14 protein-coding genes are annotated in these 14,601 nt (G+C 73.3%); 8 read left to right on the top strand and 6 right to left on the bottom strand.

Going from position 1 to position 14,601, the window contains the following annotated elements; genetic code table 11:
• The first annotated feature begins 17 nt into the window (after window positions 1-17).
• A complete protein-coding gene (locus FHX73_RS31540; RefSeq protein ID WP_145909354.1) occupies window positions 18-779 on the top strand; it encodes a class I SAM-dependent methyltransferase in 762 nt (253 codons plus the stop codon).
• Window positions 780-782: 3 nt separating this feature from the next.
• On the opposite strand, the gene FHX73_RS31545 is transcribed toward FHX73_RS31540, so the two are convergent.
• From FHX73_RS31545 to FHX73_RS31555, 3 genes are all read right to left on the bottom strand, one after another.
• Complete coding sequence (locus FHX73_RS31545; RefSeq protein ID WP_145909355.1) at window positions 783-1,049, bottom strand: hypothetical protein; 267 nt, start codon at window positions 1,047-1,049, stop codon at window positions 783-785.
• 122 nt (window positions 1,050-1,171) lie between these two features.
• Entirely contained in the window at window positions 1,172-1,879 is a 708-nt protein-coding gene (locus tag FHX73_RS31550; RefSeq protein ID WP_145909356.1) for a DUF6629 family protein, read from the bottom strand.
• A 221-nt stretch (window positions 1,880-2,100) separates the two neighbouring features.
• Complete coding sequence (locus FHX73_RS31555) at window positions 2,101-5,178, bottom strand: ATP-binding protein (protein ID WP_145909357.1); 3,078 nt, start codon at window positions 5,176-5,178, stop codon at window positions 2,101-2,103.
• A gap of 329 nt (window positions 5,179-5,507) precedes the next feature.
• Between FHX73_RS31555 and FHX73_RS31560 the strand changes: the two genes are divergently transcribed.
• The 3 genes from FHX73_RS31560 (at window position 5,508) to FHX73_RS31570 (ending at window position 8,675) form a co-directional block, all read left to right on the top strand.
• Entirely contained in the window at window positions 5,508-6,893 is a 1,386-nt protein-coding gene (locus FHX73_RS31560) for an RICIN domain-containing protein (RefSeq protein WP_145909358.1), read from the top strand.
• Window positions 6,894-7,281: 388 nt separating this feature from the next.
• The gene (locus FHX73_RS31565) at window positions 7,282-7,809 is read left to right on the top strand and encodes a papain-like cysteine protease family protein (protein ID WP_246214003.1); all 528 of its coding nucleotides are present in this window, start codon (window positions 7,282-7,284) and stop codon (window positions 7,807-7,809) included.
• Between the two features lie 11 nt (window positions 7,810-7,820).
• On the top strand, window positions 7,821-8,675 hold the full coding sequence (locus tag FHX73_RS31570) for a hypothetical protein (RefSeq protein WP_145909360.1): 855 nt from the start codon (window positions 7,821-7,823) through the stop codon (window positions 8,673-8,675).
• Between the two features lie 134 nt (window positions 8,676-8,809).
• Here the strand turns inward: FHX73_RS31570 and FHX73_RS31575 are convergent, their stop codons facing one another.
• Both FHX73_RS31575 and FHX73_RS31580 read right to left on the bottom strand, forming a co-directional pair.
• Entirely contained in the window at window positions 8,810-9,298 is a 489-nt protein-coding gene (locus FHX73_RS31575) for a GNAT family N-acetyltransferase (protein WP_145909361.1), read from the bottom strand.
• 135 nt (window positions 9,299-9,433) lie between these two features.
• Window positions 9,434-9,757, bottom strand: coding sequence for a UBP-type zinc finger domain-containing protein (locus FHX73_RS31580; protein ID WP_145909362.1), 324 nt, complete (start codon window positions 9,755-9,757; stop codon window positions 9,434-9,436).
• A 375-nt stretch (window positions 9,758-10,132) separates the two neighbouring features.
• Here FHX73_RS31580 and FHX73_RS31585 point away from each other — a divergent pair, with 375 nt between their 5' ends.
• From FHX73_RS31585 to FHX73_RS31600, 4 genes are read left to right on the top strand one after another with little or no spacing between them, the layout of a single operon-like run.
• Window positions 10,133-11,191, top strand: coding sequence for an ABC transporter ATP-binding protein (locus FHX73_RS31585; RefSeq protein ID WP_145909363.1), 1,059 nt, complete (start codon window positions 10,133-10,135; stop codon window positions 11,189-11,191).
• 58 nt (window positions 11,192-11,249) lie between these two features.
• Window positions 11,250-12,455: an ABC transporter substrate-binding protein gene (locus FHX73_RS31590; RefSeq protein ID WP_145909364.1), complete on the top strand. Its 1,206-nt coding sequence runs from the start codon at window positions 11,250-11,252 to the stop codon at window positions 12,453-12,455.
• Window positions 12,455-13,306 carry an ABC transporter permease gene (locus tag FHX73_RS31595; protein ID WP_145909365.1) on the top strand — a complete coding sequence of 284 codons (852 nt, stop codon included), beginning with the start codon at window positions 12,455-12,457 and terminating at the stop codon, window positions 13,304-13,306. Before FHX73_RS31590 ends, FHX73_RS31595 begins: the two co-directional genes overlap by 1 nt.
• Window positions 13,307-13,345: 39 nt before the next feature.
• The gene (locus FHX73_RS31600) at window positions 13,346-14,155 is read left to right on the top strand and encodes an ABC transporter permease (protein WP_145909366.1); all 810 of its coding nucleotides are present in this window, start codon (window positions 13,346-13,348) and stop codon (window positions 14,153-14,155) included.
• Between the two features lie 7 nt (window positions 14,156-14,162).
• Here the strand turns inward: FHX73_RS31600 and FHX73_RS31605 are convergent, their stop codons facing one another.
• Complete coding sequence (locus FHX73_RS31605; RefSeq protein ID WP_145909367.1) at window positions 14,163-14,600, bottom strand: SRPBCC family protein; 438 nt, start codon at window positions 14,598-14,600, stop codon at window positions 14,163-14,165.
• Window position 14,601 lies beyond the last annotated feature (1 nt).

Genomic DNA, 14,601 nt, shown 5'->3' on the forward strand with positions numbered 1-14,601 from the left:
TGCAGCATGATGGGGAGATGACTGCCGACTCACGCGCGCATTCGTTCAACTCGGCGGCCGGCCAGTACGAGGCGAGCCGCCCGTCGTACCCGCCCGCGCTCTTCGACGCCGTCGAGGAGTTCATGGGCCGGTCGCTGGCGGGTGTCCGGGTCGCGGACATCGGTGCGGGCACCGGCATCGCGACCAGGCTGCTGTGCGAGCGCAGTGCCGACGTGATCGCCGTCGAGCCCGGTGCGGCGATGACGGCCGAGTTCCGCCGGGTGCTCCCGGACGTGCCGGTCGTCCGGGGCGACGGCAACGCCCTGCCGCTCGCCGACTCCTCGCGCGACCTCCTGACGTACGCGCAGTCGTGGCAGTGGACCGACACCAGCCGTTCGGTGCCCGAGGCGCTGCGCGTGCTGAGCCCGGGTGGCGCGTTGGCGATCTGGTGGAACACCACCGCCTTCGACGTGCCGTGGATCCGCGCCCAGCACGAGCGCATCGCGCAGCACAGCGGCATCCCCGCGCGCTCCGCGGTGCGTCCCGATGACGAGGAGGCCGTCCGGCTCGCGGGGCTGAGCGGGCTGCGGGTGATGCGCCGTCAGATCCGCTGGCAGCGCGAGGTCTCGCTCGACACACACCTCGCCAACATCAGCAGCCGCTCGGCGTTCCTGGTCCTCGGCGAGGCCGCGAACCGGGCCTTCCTCGCCGAGGAGCGCAGGCTCCTGACGGAGGCTTTCCCCGCTGAGGTCGCGGTGGAGGGCTACGTCGTCGACCTGCTGGTGGCTGCTCGTCCGTGACGTCTACGAGAGTCCGGACGCGGCCCGGCTGACCGTCCGGGACCAGAACTCGCTCATCCCGGCCCGCTCCACCCGGCCGAAGAGGACCTCCACGAGCGCACTGTCCGGGTATCCCGCGCCGGCTCTGTAGGTGTCCGCCCGCAGCTGGTTCGACACGACGAGCCGCAGCTCGTTGAGGAAGCCCACCAGCCGCAGGGCCTGCTCCTCGGTGATGGTCCGTCCGCGGTAGACCCCGCGCTCGGCCATCGCGAGCTCGTAGCTCAGGTTCACCAGGAACGGAATGCGCCAAGGGGCAACGAGCGCCGCTTCGAATTCCGACTGACCACTCACTCGCCGACTCCCCCACGCACCATGAGCTTCGCGCTGACGTCCGGTCAGCACCCGGACCACTTTCATGATCCAGCGGGCCGAACCGTACCACCCGGTCCGGGCAGCGGGCGGCGGACCCAGCGCAGCAGGACCAGCGCCGCCAGCGCACTGAGCGCGCACCAGGTGGAGACGAAGGCCAGCCGGTACAGCGCGAGGCAGAGGACGGCGCCCAGGCCGACCAGGACGCCCAGCAGCCGGAGCAGCCGGTCGCCGCCGAGCAGCAAGGCACCCACCGTGGCGATCAGGTAGCCGACTTGCAGGATCCCCGCCGGGCCCGCCGCCCCGATCGCGTACCTGAGCGTGTGGCCGTGGGCTTCGGCGGTGATCGGGTGGCTCGCCACCACCACGGCGAGGCACCCGGACACGGTGACGCCCACCAGCGCCACCACCGCCCGCCACCGCTGGGCGGCGGTGCCGAGGCCCGCCGGGCCCGCGCTGCACCACACGCCCAGCGACACCAGCGCCGGCAACAGCGGCAGCGCGATCACGGCCCAGGCGACCGGAGCCCAGCCCGCCGAAACAACGCGGTCTGCTGATTCACCATGGCCCGCCGCACCACCCCCGCCGGCCCCCGACCAGACGGCCGCCTCGATCAGCTGGTGCACGCCCAGCACCAGCGGGAGCGCCGCCAGCGGCACGTCCCGCGCCCGCCGCACCCGGGCCAGGCACCACACCCCGAGCCCGCCGACGACCGTGCCCGCCACGAGGTCGGCCTCGGCGCTCCAGCACATCCGGGGCTCCTCCTGCGGATCGGTCGCGACCCCGCCGGGCCTGCCGGGTCCACCGGGCCCGGCGATCTGCCTCGACGTTAGACCAGCCCGCCCACCGGCCCGATCGCCACGCCGACCCGGACGCCGGTGTCCCCCGTGCGCCCGGGCCGGTGCTCCCACGGGTCGTCAGATCGCCGGTCGGTCGGCAGCGGGTGGTCCCGGACCGGATCGACATCGACCGGTCACGGTGGGCCCGCGGGCGCGCGGCCGGCCGCACCCCGGTTGCGGGCCGCCCGGGCGATCAGCACGGTCACGTCCTGCGGGGTGAGCAGCAGGGCCTGGGCGATCTGCCGGTCGCTGTGGCCGGCAGCGGCCAGCTCCAGCACGCGGTGCTCGGTCATCGACAAGCTGGGCGCGGGCGGCGGCACCGGGCCGGGGCGCACGCCCAGCTCGGCAAGCGCGTGCCGCGCCCGGTCGGCCAGCCGGACGCTGCCGCATTCCTGCGCGAGGTCCAGCGCCCGGGCGAGGCCGTGCCGGGCCTGATCGGCCTCGCCGGTGCGCGCCAAGGCGATCCCCAACTCGCAGCGGGCCCGGGCCAGTTCGAGGCGAGCCGGGGACCGCTCCAGCACGGCGGCGGCTTCGCGCAGCAGGGCGGTTCCTTCGGCCCCGCCCGTCACGACGCCCAGGCACCGCGACGCCACCCCGATGGACCGCTCGGTGCCCCAGCCGTGCGCCAGCTCCAACTCCTCGGCGGCGAGCCGCAGTGCCTCCTCGCGCTGCCCCAACGCATGGTGCGCGAGGGCCGCCTGTGACCGCCAGGGCGCCAGGGCGAGGTTGGTGACCCGGGCCCACCGCTCCTGCGCGCCGTACTCCAGCAGGACCGCGAGCGCGGCGGCCGGATTGCCCCGCTCGGCGTGCAGCCGGCTGCGGACGAGCACCAGCGGGCCCTGCCACGCCCAGCCCACCCGGTCGCTGTCGGCGTCCGGGGCCAGTGCCCGCGCCGCCCCGGCCAGGTCGCCGCGCTCGATCATCGACTCGCCCACCTGGGTCAGCATGGCCGTCCGGACCCGCAGCTCCATGCCCTCGTCGGTCATGGCCGGGTGCCCGAAGTCCGGGGTGAGCGCGAGCTGTCGGCCCCGGTGGCGGCTGATCGACACCTGCCAGGTGAGCGCCGCGGACACCATGAGGAAGGAGCCCCAGCATCCGGCCACCTCGGCGATCCGGTCGAACTGCGCCGCCGCGTCGTCGAGCCGGTCGGTGGCCACGAAGGCCAGCCCGGCCAAGCTGACCAGCACCTGTGCCTGGTCCGTGCCCCCCAACCCGCCGCGCAGCGCCCGGTCGACGAGGTCGCCGGCGTCGGCGGCACTGCCGTCGCCGCTGAGGGCCGCCACGGACAGCGCGGCGAGCACCGCGCACTCCCCCGGGGTGTCGCCGGCCAGTGCGTGCTCGCGCAGCCGTCGGGCCCGCTGCCGGGCGGCGGGCAGGGTGGCCAGCTGGTCGTAGCCGGTCAGCAGCATCTGGGCCTGCAGGTACCACGACACCTCGCGGGCGAGCCCGCTGCCGTCCTCCGCCTCCCGCAGGTCCTCCACCGCGCGGGCGAGCACGTCGACGGCGTCCTCGTGCTGCTGTCCGAGGAACAGGGCGTGGGCGAGCAGGTGGGCCGCGTGGGCCCGGGCGTACGGGTCGGTCAGCGCGTCGGCGGCCCGGGCCAGCCGGTGCCGGGCCGCGTCGACGTCGACCTGCATCTCGTCCGCGCCCAACTCCAGCAGCAGCGGGCCGCGTTCCTTGACCGACATCGGCTCGCGCAGGGCGCGGCGCAGGTAGGTCACGGTGACTTCGGGTGCCCCTCGGCCGCGCGTTGCCCGCGCCGCCTCCCGCAGCACCTCCACCCGCCAGGCCTCACCGTTGGGTTCGGCCAGCAGCAGATGGGCCGCCACCTCGGCCTCGGACGCCCCCTCGCGCCGGAGCAGTTCAGCCGCCCGGGCATGGGCGTCGGCCAACTCCACCGGTCCGAACAGGGCTTCGGCGATCGCGGCGCGCACCAGGGGGTGCTCGAACCGCGCCACCTCGCCGGGCGCCAGCACGCCGATCCGCCGCAGCCGGCGGCCGAGCTCCCGGGCCTTGGCCTCGCCCAACCCCGCCAGCTCGGCCGCGACCTGCCAGCTGGCGCCGTCCCCCAGCACCACCAGGGCACGGACCACCGTGCGGACGGGCTCCGGCTCGCCCGCCAGGCGCTTGACCACGGTGCCCGCCAGGATCCGCCCCCCGAACTCCTCCACCACGCACGCCTGGTCGCCGGCCGGCCTGACCCCGTTGTCGGCCAGGGTGCGCAGCAGCTCGCGCAGCAGCAGCGGGTTGCCCCTGGTCGCCTCGGCGCAGGCGACGGCGAACCGAGGATCGGCGTCCCCGCCCAGTCGGGTCCGCACCAGCGCGGCCACGCTGTCGGCGGCGAGGGCCGGCAGTTCGACGGGCCGGCAGTGCGGCTGGGCGGCGATCTGCTCCAGCAGCGGCTCGACCTGCGTCCCGCTGTCCGGGCGCGCGGCCAGCACCAGCAGCAGCGGCAGTCCGCGCACCCGCCGGGCCAGGTACTCCAGCCACCGCACCGACGGTGCGTCAGCCCAGTGCGCGTCGTCGACCACCAGCGCGAGCGGCCCGTCGTCGGCGACGTGCACCATCAGCCAGTACAGGCCGTGCAGGACACCCAGGGACGCCTCCGGCGACAGCGCTTCCTCGTCGGTGCCGACCACCCGCAGGGCGTACGAGGCCAACTGTGCCGGGCCCGACAACAGGCGCTCCCGCCCGGCGGGATCGGCCCGGGCCAGCAGCGGTTCGATCAGCTGCCGCAGCACCGAGAAGGCGAAGTCCTGCTCCAGCTCGCCGCCGTCGGCCCGCACCACCCGCATCCCGTCGGCCTGTTCGGCGGACACCCAGGCGTTCAGCAGCGAGGTCTTGCCCATCCCCGCGCCCGCCCGCACCAGCACCACCGCGCCCCGTCCCGCCCGGGCCTGCGCGGCCGCGCGCTCGACCTCGGCGAGCTGGTCGGTCCGGTCGAGCAGCACCGGCCCGTCCCGACTGCGGTCGACCGGCGGCTCCGTCGGCCGCCCGTGGCGTCCGGCGGCCACCAGGGCGGCGGCACCGGCTCCCACCAGCCCCAGCGCCGAGACCAGTTGCTCCACCGTGCGGCGCTGCGGGCGCCCGCGTCGGCCGTGCTCCAGGTCCCTGACCGACCGGGCGGACAGGCCCGCCGCCTCGGCGAGCTCCTCCTGGGTCAACCCGGCCGCCCGGCGGCACTCCCGCAGCAGATCGCCGAACCCCCTCAACGATCCACCGCCGCACCCGTCCGCAGCGAACCCCGTTGTTCGACCAACACACCCTCCCCTGGTGTCCGGACACCACGACGGCTCCCGCGCCCGGAGGGGCGGGAGTGTCGGGCCCCCGAACCCTACCGCTCAGTAGCACGGTGGGCGACCCCGTCGGCTGAGGCGGCGTCAACTCCGTGGTCGGGCGCGCCACGGACGCGGGTTCGTCCGGGCGGACGCGGGTTCGTCCGGTGGTTCGTCCCGTCCTTCTTCCTGGTGCCCCGACCAGCGCGGTGATCTGCTCTTCAGCAGCCCATCGGGCGTTCCCGGACACCGACGAAGGAGTCTCCGTGCCAGCCACCCTCATGCGAAAACTCTTCGGCACGCTCGCCGCCACGGCCCTCGCCCTGACCGCCGCCGGTCTGACCACCACCGCCTCGGCCGCCACGGCAACCGCGCCGGCCGCGCACCGCGCCACCGCCACGACCGGTTCGAGCCCGGCCGGGGCCCGGGCGCTCGCCGCCCACGCCCTGGACGGCACCCACACCCTGGTCACCGGCGGAATGGCCGTCGACGACCCCAACGGCAGCACCGGCTGGGGCACCCGGCTCATCACCTACGGTGCGAACGGCGGCAGCAACCAGAACTGGCAGTTCATCCCGCAGCCCGACGGCTCCTACACCCTGCGCAACGGCGCTTCGAACCTGTGCGCCGAGGTGAACGGCGGGTCCGTCTACCAGGGCGCCGTGGTGGACCAGTGGCAGTGTGCCAACAGTGCCAACGTGCACTGGCTCCTCACGCCGCTGTCGAACGGCTCGTTCATCGTCTCCTCGATGGTCAGCGGGCTGGCGCTCACCGCCTCCTCGACCGGCAGCGGCGCCACGCTCACGCAACAGGCGTACACCAACTCGCCGCTGCAGCAGTGGACGATCGGCATGGCCAGCCCCGTCCTGAGCGGCTCCCACAACCTGGTCACCGGCGGCCTGGCCCTCAACGACCCGGGCAACGGCACCGTCACCACCGCGACCGTGAACGGCAGCGCCTACCAGAACTGGCAGTTCCTCCAGCAGCCGGACAGCACCTACGAAGTCGTCAGCGGCTCCACCGGCCAGTGCCTCAACGCCCCCGCGAACAGCGGCACGGTGAACGAGGACTCGTGCAACGACGGCCCCCTCGACCACTGGACCGTCACCACGGTGGCGAACGGCTCCTTCACCCTCATTTCGTCGACCGGCCAGCTGCTCGCTTCGAACGGCAACGGCGCCACGGCGGCGCTCCAGTCGAACAGCAACTCGTCGCAGCAGCAGTGGACGACCAACTGGGTCAACCCCGCCCTGACTGACAACCACACCCTGGTCAACGGCAGCCTGGCCCTCGCCGACCCCGAAAGCAGCCAGACCGCGGGCACCGAGTTCATCACCTGGCGCGTGAACGGCAACATCAACCAGTCGTTCCACCTCGTCCAGCAGATCGGAGGCTACCAACTCGTCAACGACGCTTCGAACCTGTGCGTCGAGATGCCCGGCCAGAACATCACCCCGGGCCTCGCGGCGGACCAGTCGTGGTGCAGCCTCGGCACCAACATGCTCTGGGTCCTCACTCCGCTGGCGAACGGCTCCTACCTCATCTCCTCGGCGTACAGCGGGTTGCAGCTGACCGCCACGACCACCAGCGGCGCCACCGTCACGCAGCAGATCAACAGCGGCTCGCCGCAGCAGCAGTGGACGATCAGCTGACCCGCGTCCACACGCGAGCACGGACCTGACCGGCGGGTCCCCGGGGGCGCACCCCGGGGGCCCGCCGTCGGTCACGGGATGTCGGCGAACCGGTTGAGGGCGAGGTCGAACGCCTCGGACCCGCTCTTCGCGCCTTCGTCCCGTCAAGCGGAGATTCAACACGCCCACGAACGAACGCCGATCCAGCCGGGCGCCCACCGCCACCGGTACCTCTGATCCATGATCACTTCACGCATCCGGCGCCGCGCCGGCGCGCTATCCACCGGCGTCGGTGTCAACCAGCCCATCCCCAACCTGCCTTACTGCAGGTAGTCCGCTCCCTCCCTCCTCGTTCCAGAAAGGCAGCGGCATGCCCCGCAGTCTGAGGCGCTCGGCCATCGCACCGCTCATGGCCCTACTCGTCATCGGCACCACCGCCGGCACCGCCCGGGCGGATGCCGGCCAGGACCAGATCAACATGCACACACAGGAGAAGACCCAGTGGTGCTGGGTGGCCTCCGGTCTGACCATCGCCCAGTTCCAGAACTACGGCACGACCCAGGCCGACTTCTGCAAGCGCGCCGCCAAGCGCAGCAGGTGGGTGAACTGCGACAACCAACCGGCCACCCTGGACGACATGGCGGGCGCGTGGGCCGACCTCGGCATGACGCACACCGGCACCGGTCTCAACCGTGCGGCCACCTTCGACGAGATCAAGAACGACGTCAGGGCCGGTCGTCCCGTCGCCGCGCGGATCGGCTGGGCGCAGGGCGGCGGCCACATGAACGTGGTCTACGGCTACGAGACCGGTCGGAGCCTGATCGGGGTCGCGGACCCCTGGCCGCAGACCAACAGGTACACGTGGTGGAAGTACAGCGAGTACGTGAAGAACCGTCAGTTCGCGTGGACCCACTCCCGCACCGGAATCTCCAGGTGAAGGCGGCCGACATGCACACCCGATCCGAAGCCACCGCCCAGCGGCGCACCGGACTCCTCCGGCTGGCCGCCGTCGTGGCCCTGAGCTCCTGCACCCTGCTGGCGGCCGCGCCGCTCGCCGCCGCCGACGCCCCGGGCGACAGCCTGCCGAACCGTCAGGCCGCCGTCGACACGCTGAACTCGGGCGACACCCGCGCCGAGATCTGCACCTTCTACGACGAGCCCGACCCGGAGGCCGCGCCGGGCACCGTCACGACCGTCCCCGACGAGGCCGACCCCTGCAAGGGCGTCCCCGACTTCACCATCAGCGGCCCGGTCGCGCTGAACGAGGTCGCCCACGACTTCGCCACCGGCGCCGTGGAACCGGCCCCCTCGAACGTGACAACGCTCGGGTACGCGATCGCCGCCGTGCAGTTCACCGACGGGCGCTCGGCCACCGTCATGCTCTCCCCCACGAACGCGTCGGACTACGAGTTCGCCGCCGTCCGCGAGGGCGACACCGACTACACCTACGCGAGCCAGGCCGACGCCGGCACCACGGTGTTCAACGAACCCGAGATCGAGGCCTACTACAAGCTCACCGGCGACACCGTGGAACCGCTGAACGACTCGGCGCAGAAGGGCCTCGACGGACGGTCCTCGGCCTCCCTGCCCGACTACCAGCAGATCCTCGTGGACCGCTACGGCGACGAGCAGTCCGGCTCGCAGTACGACAAGGACGGCGAGGCCGGCGGTTTCAAACACGCCGTCAGCAAGCCCCCGTCCTCCCCGCTCACCCCGCTGGTCGTCGGCGGCACGGGCACCAGCATGGCCGCGGCCGGCGGGGCGTTCTTCCTGCTTCGCCGCAAGCGGGCCTCGACCCGGTGAGTCCGCGGGGCCGGGCCCGGCGGGCCCGGCCCCGCCCACCCGATGCGGCTACCGGCCCAGGTCGGGAGCCCGGGTGGGCCGGGGCGTCCGTAGCAGGTCCGCGCCCCGGGCGGCGAACGCCGCGAAATCCCGTGTCACGCCAGGTGCTTGCGCATCAGCGTGCACATCGTCTCGTACCGCTGGAACGAGCCGTCCTCGGCCTCCACGTCCCAGGAGTCGAGCTCGCGGCCGAAGGCGCGGTAGCCGAGGCGTTCGTAGAGGGCGCGGGCGCGCGGGTTGCTCTCCTCGACGCCGAGTTCAGCGCGGGTCAGGCCCCGGGCGGTGATCCGCTGCTCGGCGGAGCGGACCAGCAGTGTGCCGATCCCGCAGGACTGCAGGGCCGGGTGGACGCCGAGTTGCCAGAGCGTGCCGGCGCCGGGCCTGACCGTGTAGTCGATGCCGCCGAGCGCGACCGGGAGCCCCGCCGGGGTGCACACCGCCAGGTAGTCGATCTCGCCCGCCTCGGCGCGGCGGATCTGGTGGACGAGCTCGCGCACGTGCTTGGGGGAACCGGCCCAGCCGCAGGACGGCAGGTCCGCGTCGGTGAGGCCGCGCACCGAAAGGTGCAGCCTGATCTCCGTCATCGCCGCATCCCTTCGACTCCGACGGCGGCCGTCCCCTCATTCCAGCAAGCCGGCCGCCGTACCGTCCAGGGGGTTTCGGGCCGGACCCGAAGCTCGCCGCCCCGGCGGCCGGCCAGGCAGCCGACTGACGCACCGTCAGCCGGGCTGCAGGAAGAGCTCGTCCGTGTAGCACCAGGCCCAGTCCTCACCGGGCTCGATCGACCGGGCGATGTGGTGTCCGTCGTGCGCCTCGGCGTGCCGGTGGGCGTGCTGCTTGGGCGAGCTGTCGCAGCAGCCGACGTGGCCGCAGCTCAGGCAGGCGCGCAGGTGGACCCAGGTGGTGCCGGTGCGCAGGCAGTCCTCGCAGCCGACGGTGGTGGTCGGCGGCACCTCCCGCAGGTCGTCCAGGTGGGCGCAGGCCGGCTGGACGACCAGGCCCGGGTCCACGGCGACGCGCCAGGCGCGCTGCTGCTCGTTCATGGGTTCCACGCTAACCGTGCGCGCTGGACCTTGCGGCGGCCGGCCGGGAGGTCGTGGTGCTGAACCTGATCGCGTGCGGGTGAACGGTTCAAGCGGCCACACCGCCTGCGGCCCGAGCCGCGTCGGCAGGTTGACCCGAATGGCGCCGGTCAGGTGCCGGCAGTACCTCGACGGGCTGCGGCTGTCCGCCCGAGGGGGACGGTGGTTCACCGATAGCCGTTCCGCCGCGTACCGCCAGGCGTACCGCGCCCGATGCTCCCGCCCGCCGTGCCGAGCGCCGTTGTCACCTGGACGGGGGATGTCCATGGGCGATTCGCCCGCTTTGCTCGGACTTCGCGGCCGCACCACCCCGGCGGACCACTAGGTTCGCTGGTCATGACAGGCGACAGCACCGGCGACGGCACCGGCGACAGCGCTCCCGCGGCAGTGGCCCTGCGCGCCGTGACCAAGGTGTTCGGCACGGCACGGGCCGTCGACGGAGTCGACCTGGACATCCGCGCGGGCGAGTTCTTCTCGATGCTCGGCCCCTCCGGCTCCGGCAAGACCACGCTGCTTCGCCTGATCGCCGGCTTCGACCAGCCCTCCGCCGGCCGGGTACTGCTGGGCGGACGGGACGTCACCCGCCTGGCGCCCTTCGACCGCCAGGTCAACACCGTCTTCCAAGACTACGCGCTCTTCCCGCACCTGACGGTGCGTCGCAACATCGAGTACGGGCTCCGGGTGCGGCGGGTGCCACGCCCCGAGCGCGCGGCGCGGGTCGCCGAGGCGCTCGACACGGTCCGGCTGGCCGACCTCGCCGACCGCCGCCCCGCCGAGCTCTCCGGCGGCCAGCGCCAACGCGTCGCGGTGGCCCGGGCCCTGGTCAACCGTCCGCCGGTGCTGCTGCTCGACGAGCCGCTGGGCGCCCTCGACCTCACGCTGCGCCTCGCGATGCAGCTCGAACTCCGGCGGATCCAGCGCACGTCCGGGATCACCTTCGTCCTCGTCACCCACGACCAGGACGAGGCGCTGACCATGAGCGACCGGATCGCCGTCCTCAACGCCGGCCGGATCGAGCAGGTCGGCGGCCCCGCCGAGGTGTACGAGCACCCGGCCACGCCGTTCGTCGCCGGGTTCGTCGGCACCGCGAACCTGCTGCGCGGCGAGCAGGCCGCCCACGTCTTCGGCGCGCCCGGCAGCTGGGCGGTGCGGCCCGAGCGGATCCGGCTGCTGCGGCCGGACGAGGCGAGCGGGCCGCAGGAGCTGCGGGCCACCGGCCGGATCGCCGACGTCGTCTACGCCGGCCCGCACTCCCGCTTCGCGGTCGACCTGGACACCGGCGGCCGACTGGTCGCGCTGCGGCAGAACCTGGACGACACCGGCCCGGCCCACCCGGTCGGCTCCTCCGTCACCCTGGCCTGGCGCCGCGACCACAGCATCGCCCTGCGCGACTGACCCCGCCCCGGACCGAGCCCGAGAACCGAATAGCCCAAGAGCCCAAGAGAGGCACCCCATGCGCCGCGCTTTCCGTCCCCTGGCCGCGCTCGCCGCGACCGCGGCCCTGCTGTTCCCCGCGGCCTGCTCCCACCCCGCCGACGGGGGCACCGCGGCGGCGGGGGCCAGCCCGCCGCCGGTCCCGACGCAGCGCAGCCTGGGCCCGAACGAAGGCAGCGTCAACATCGTCGCCTGGGCCGGGTACGTCGAGTACGGCCAGGACAGCCGCAGCGTCGACTGGGTCACCCCGTTCACCCGGCAGACCGGCTGCAAGGTCAACGTCAAGGTCGCGGGCACCTCCGACGAGATGGTCGCGCTGATGAAGACCGGCCAGTACGACACCGTCTCCGCCTCCGGCGACGCGACCCTGCGCCTGATCGCCGGCGGCGACGTGGCGCCGGTCAACACCGACCTGGTGCCGAACTACGCCGCCGTCTACCCCTCCCTCAAGCTGCAGCCGTGGAACTCCGTGCACGGCGTCCCCTACGGCATCCCGCACGGGCGCGGGGCCAACCTGCTGATGTACAACGAGGCCAAGGTGTCACCGGCGCCCACCAGTTGGGGCGCCGTCTTCGACCCCCACACCCCCTACGCCGGCCACCTGACCGCCTACGACAACCCGATCTACCTCGCCGACGCGGCCCTCTACCTGATGAAGACCCAGCCCTCCTCGGGCATCCGCGACCCCTACGCGCTCACCCCCGCGCAGCTGGCCCAGGCGGTGGCCCTGCTCAAGGGCCAGAAGAAGAACCTCTCCTCCTACTGGAGCGACTACACCAAGGCGCAGTCCTCCTTCGACTCGGGCGACTACTGGCTCGGCACCACCTGGGAGGTGATCCAGCAAGCGGTGGCCGCCGACGGCAAGGTCCGCACCGCCGCGGTCCTGCCCGCCGAGGGCGCCACCGGCTGGTCCGACACCTGGATGGTCGCTGCCCACGCACAGCACCCCGACTGCGCCTACGCGTGGCTGAACTACATCGTCTCACCGACCGTCAACGCCCAGGTGGCCGAGTACTTCGGCGAGGCACCGGCCAACTCCCACGCCTGCTCGGCGATCAAGGACAACCCCGACTTCTGCGCCCAGTACCACGCCACCGACGAGTCCTGGTGGCAGAACGTCCACTACTGGAACACCCCGACCAAGCAGTGCCTCGACGGCAGCGGCCGGGACGACTGCACCGACTACGCGCAGTGGGTGAGCGCCTGGAACGGGATCAAGAGCTGATGCCCTCCCCCGTGCGCCGGCTCGCCGGGGCGCTGCACCGGCGCCCCGGCCTGCGGCTGACCGCGCTCCTCGGCGCCCCGCTCGCCTGGCTGACGGTCGCCTACCTCGGCTCACTGGCCGTGCTGCTGCTGTCGGCGTTCTGGACCACCGACGAGTTCACCTCAAGCGTCGAACACGTCTGGAACACCGACAACTTCACCCGGGTGGCGACCGATCCGCTCTACCGGACGGTGGCGCTGCGCACGTTCGGCATCGCGGTCGGCGTCACCGCCGTCGACGCGGTGCTGGCCGTCCCGATGGCCCTGTACCTGGCCCGGATCGCCCGCCCCGGCAGCCGGCGGCTGCTCCTGGTCGCCGTCACCACACCGCTGTGGGCCGGCTACCTCGTCAAGGCGTACGCGTGGTGGGTGATGCTCAGTCACGGCGGGGTGCTGGACTGGCTCGGCGGTACCCCCGGCTTCGGGGTGCCCGCCGTGGTCATCACCCTCGCCTACCTGTGGCTGCCCTACATGGTGCTGCCGCTCCACGCGGCCCTGTCGCACCTGCCGGACAGCTACCTGGACGCCGCGGCGGACCTGGGCGCCCGGCCCTGGACGGCGCTGCGCACCGTCGTCCTGCCGCTGGTCACGCCGGCGCTGCTCGCGGGTTCGGTGCTCACCTTCTCGCTCAGCCTGGGCGACTACCTGACGGTGCAGATCGTCGGCGGCACCACCCAGATGATCGGGAACGTGATCGCCGACAACGTGACCCTCGACCTGCCGCTCGCCGCGGCCGTCTCCTGCGTGCCGGCCCTGATCGTCGTCGGCTACCTGCTGGCGGTGCGGCGCACCGGCGCGCTGGAGAGCCTGTAGTACCCGACCTGCCACACCCTCGCCCCCGGAGCGACCACGATGCACCTGACCCGCGGCGCCCGCCTCGCCCTGCGCCTGGCCACCGGACTCGGCCTGACCGTGCTCTACCTGCCGCTGCTGGTCGTGCTGGTCAACTCCGTCAACGCCTCGCGCTCCTTCGCCTGGCCGCCCACCGGCTTCACCCTGCACTGGTGGGCGGTCGCCTGGCAGCAGCCCGGACTGCGCGCGGCCCTGTGGACCTCGGTCCGGGCCGGCCTGGGCGCGACGGCGGTGGCCCTGCTGCTCGGCAGCATGGCCGCGTTCGCCGCCACCCGCTACCGCTTCTTCGGACGGCAGACGGTCTCCTTCCTGCTGATCCTGCCGATCGCCCTGCCGGGCATCGTCACCGGCATCGCCCTGAACGCCGCCTTCCGCACCGTGCTGACACCCCTCGGGATCGGCTTCGGCCTGTCCACGGTGATCATCGGCCACGCCACCTTCTGCATCGTCGTGGTCTTCAACAACGTGTCGGCCCGGCTGCGGAGGCTGCCGGCGAGCGGCGAGGAGGCCTCGGCCGACCTGGGCGCGCACACCTTCCAGACCTTCTGGCACGTGACGCTCCCGGCCGTGCGCGGAGCCCTCCTCGCGGGCGCGCTGCTGGCCTTCGCGCTCTCCTTCGACGAGATCGTGGTGACCACCTTCACCGCGGGCCCGGGCACCCAGACCCTGCCGCTCTGGATCTTCGACAACCTGGCCCGCCCCAACCAGGGCCCGGTCGTCAACGTGGTCGCGTCCGCGCTGATCGTCCTCGCCGCGCTGCCGGTGTACTTGGCGCACCGGATGAGCGCGCCGGCGGGCGGGACGGGCTGACGGTCACTCAGCCGAGCAGGTGCGCCAGCGCCCGGCCGAACACCACTCGCCCCGACCCGGCCAGCAGCGGGTCCACAACCCCGGGCAGGCCCGCGACCGAGATGTCCTCCGTCCACACCACCTCGCTGCCCCCGCCCGAGGGCAGCTGCCGGACCGTCAGGACCGCCCAGCCGCGCACGACGCGGCCGCGCTTCTCCAGGCGGCACACGCCGTCCCGGCCCGGGGCCGGGGGCACCGACTCGACGATCTCCATCGGGTCGTCGAAGGCCCAGCGCCCCACCCCGGTCCGGGCCAGCACGAGGTCACCCGCCTGCCGGCCGGTGCCACGGGCGACGCGGACCTCGGTGAACGGGATCCGGTCGCCGTGGCGGGGCCAGTCGGTGAGGCGGTTCCAGCAGGTGTCGGCGGGGAGCGGTGAACGGCGGGTCAGGACGAATCGGGCCACA

The organism is Kitasatospora viridis (assembly GCF_007829815.1).
Lineage (GTDB): Bacteria > Actinomycetota > Actinomycetes > Streptomycetales > Streptomycetaceae > Kitasatospora > Kitasatospora viridis.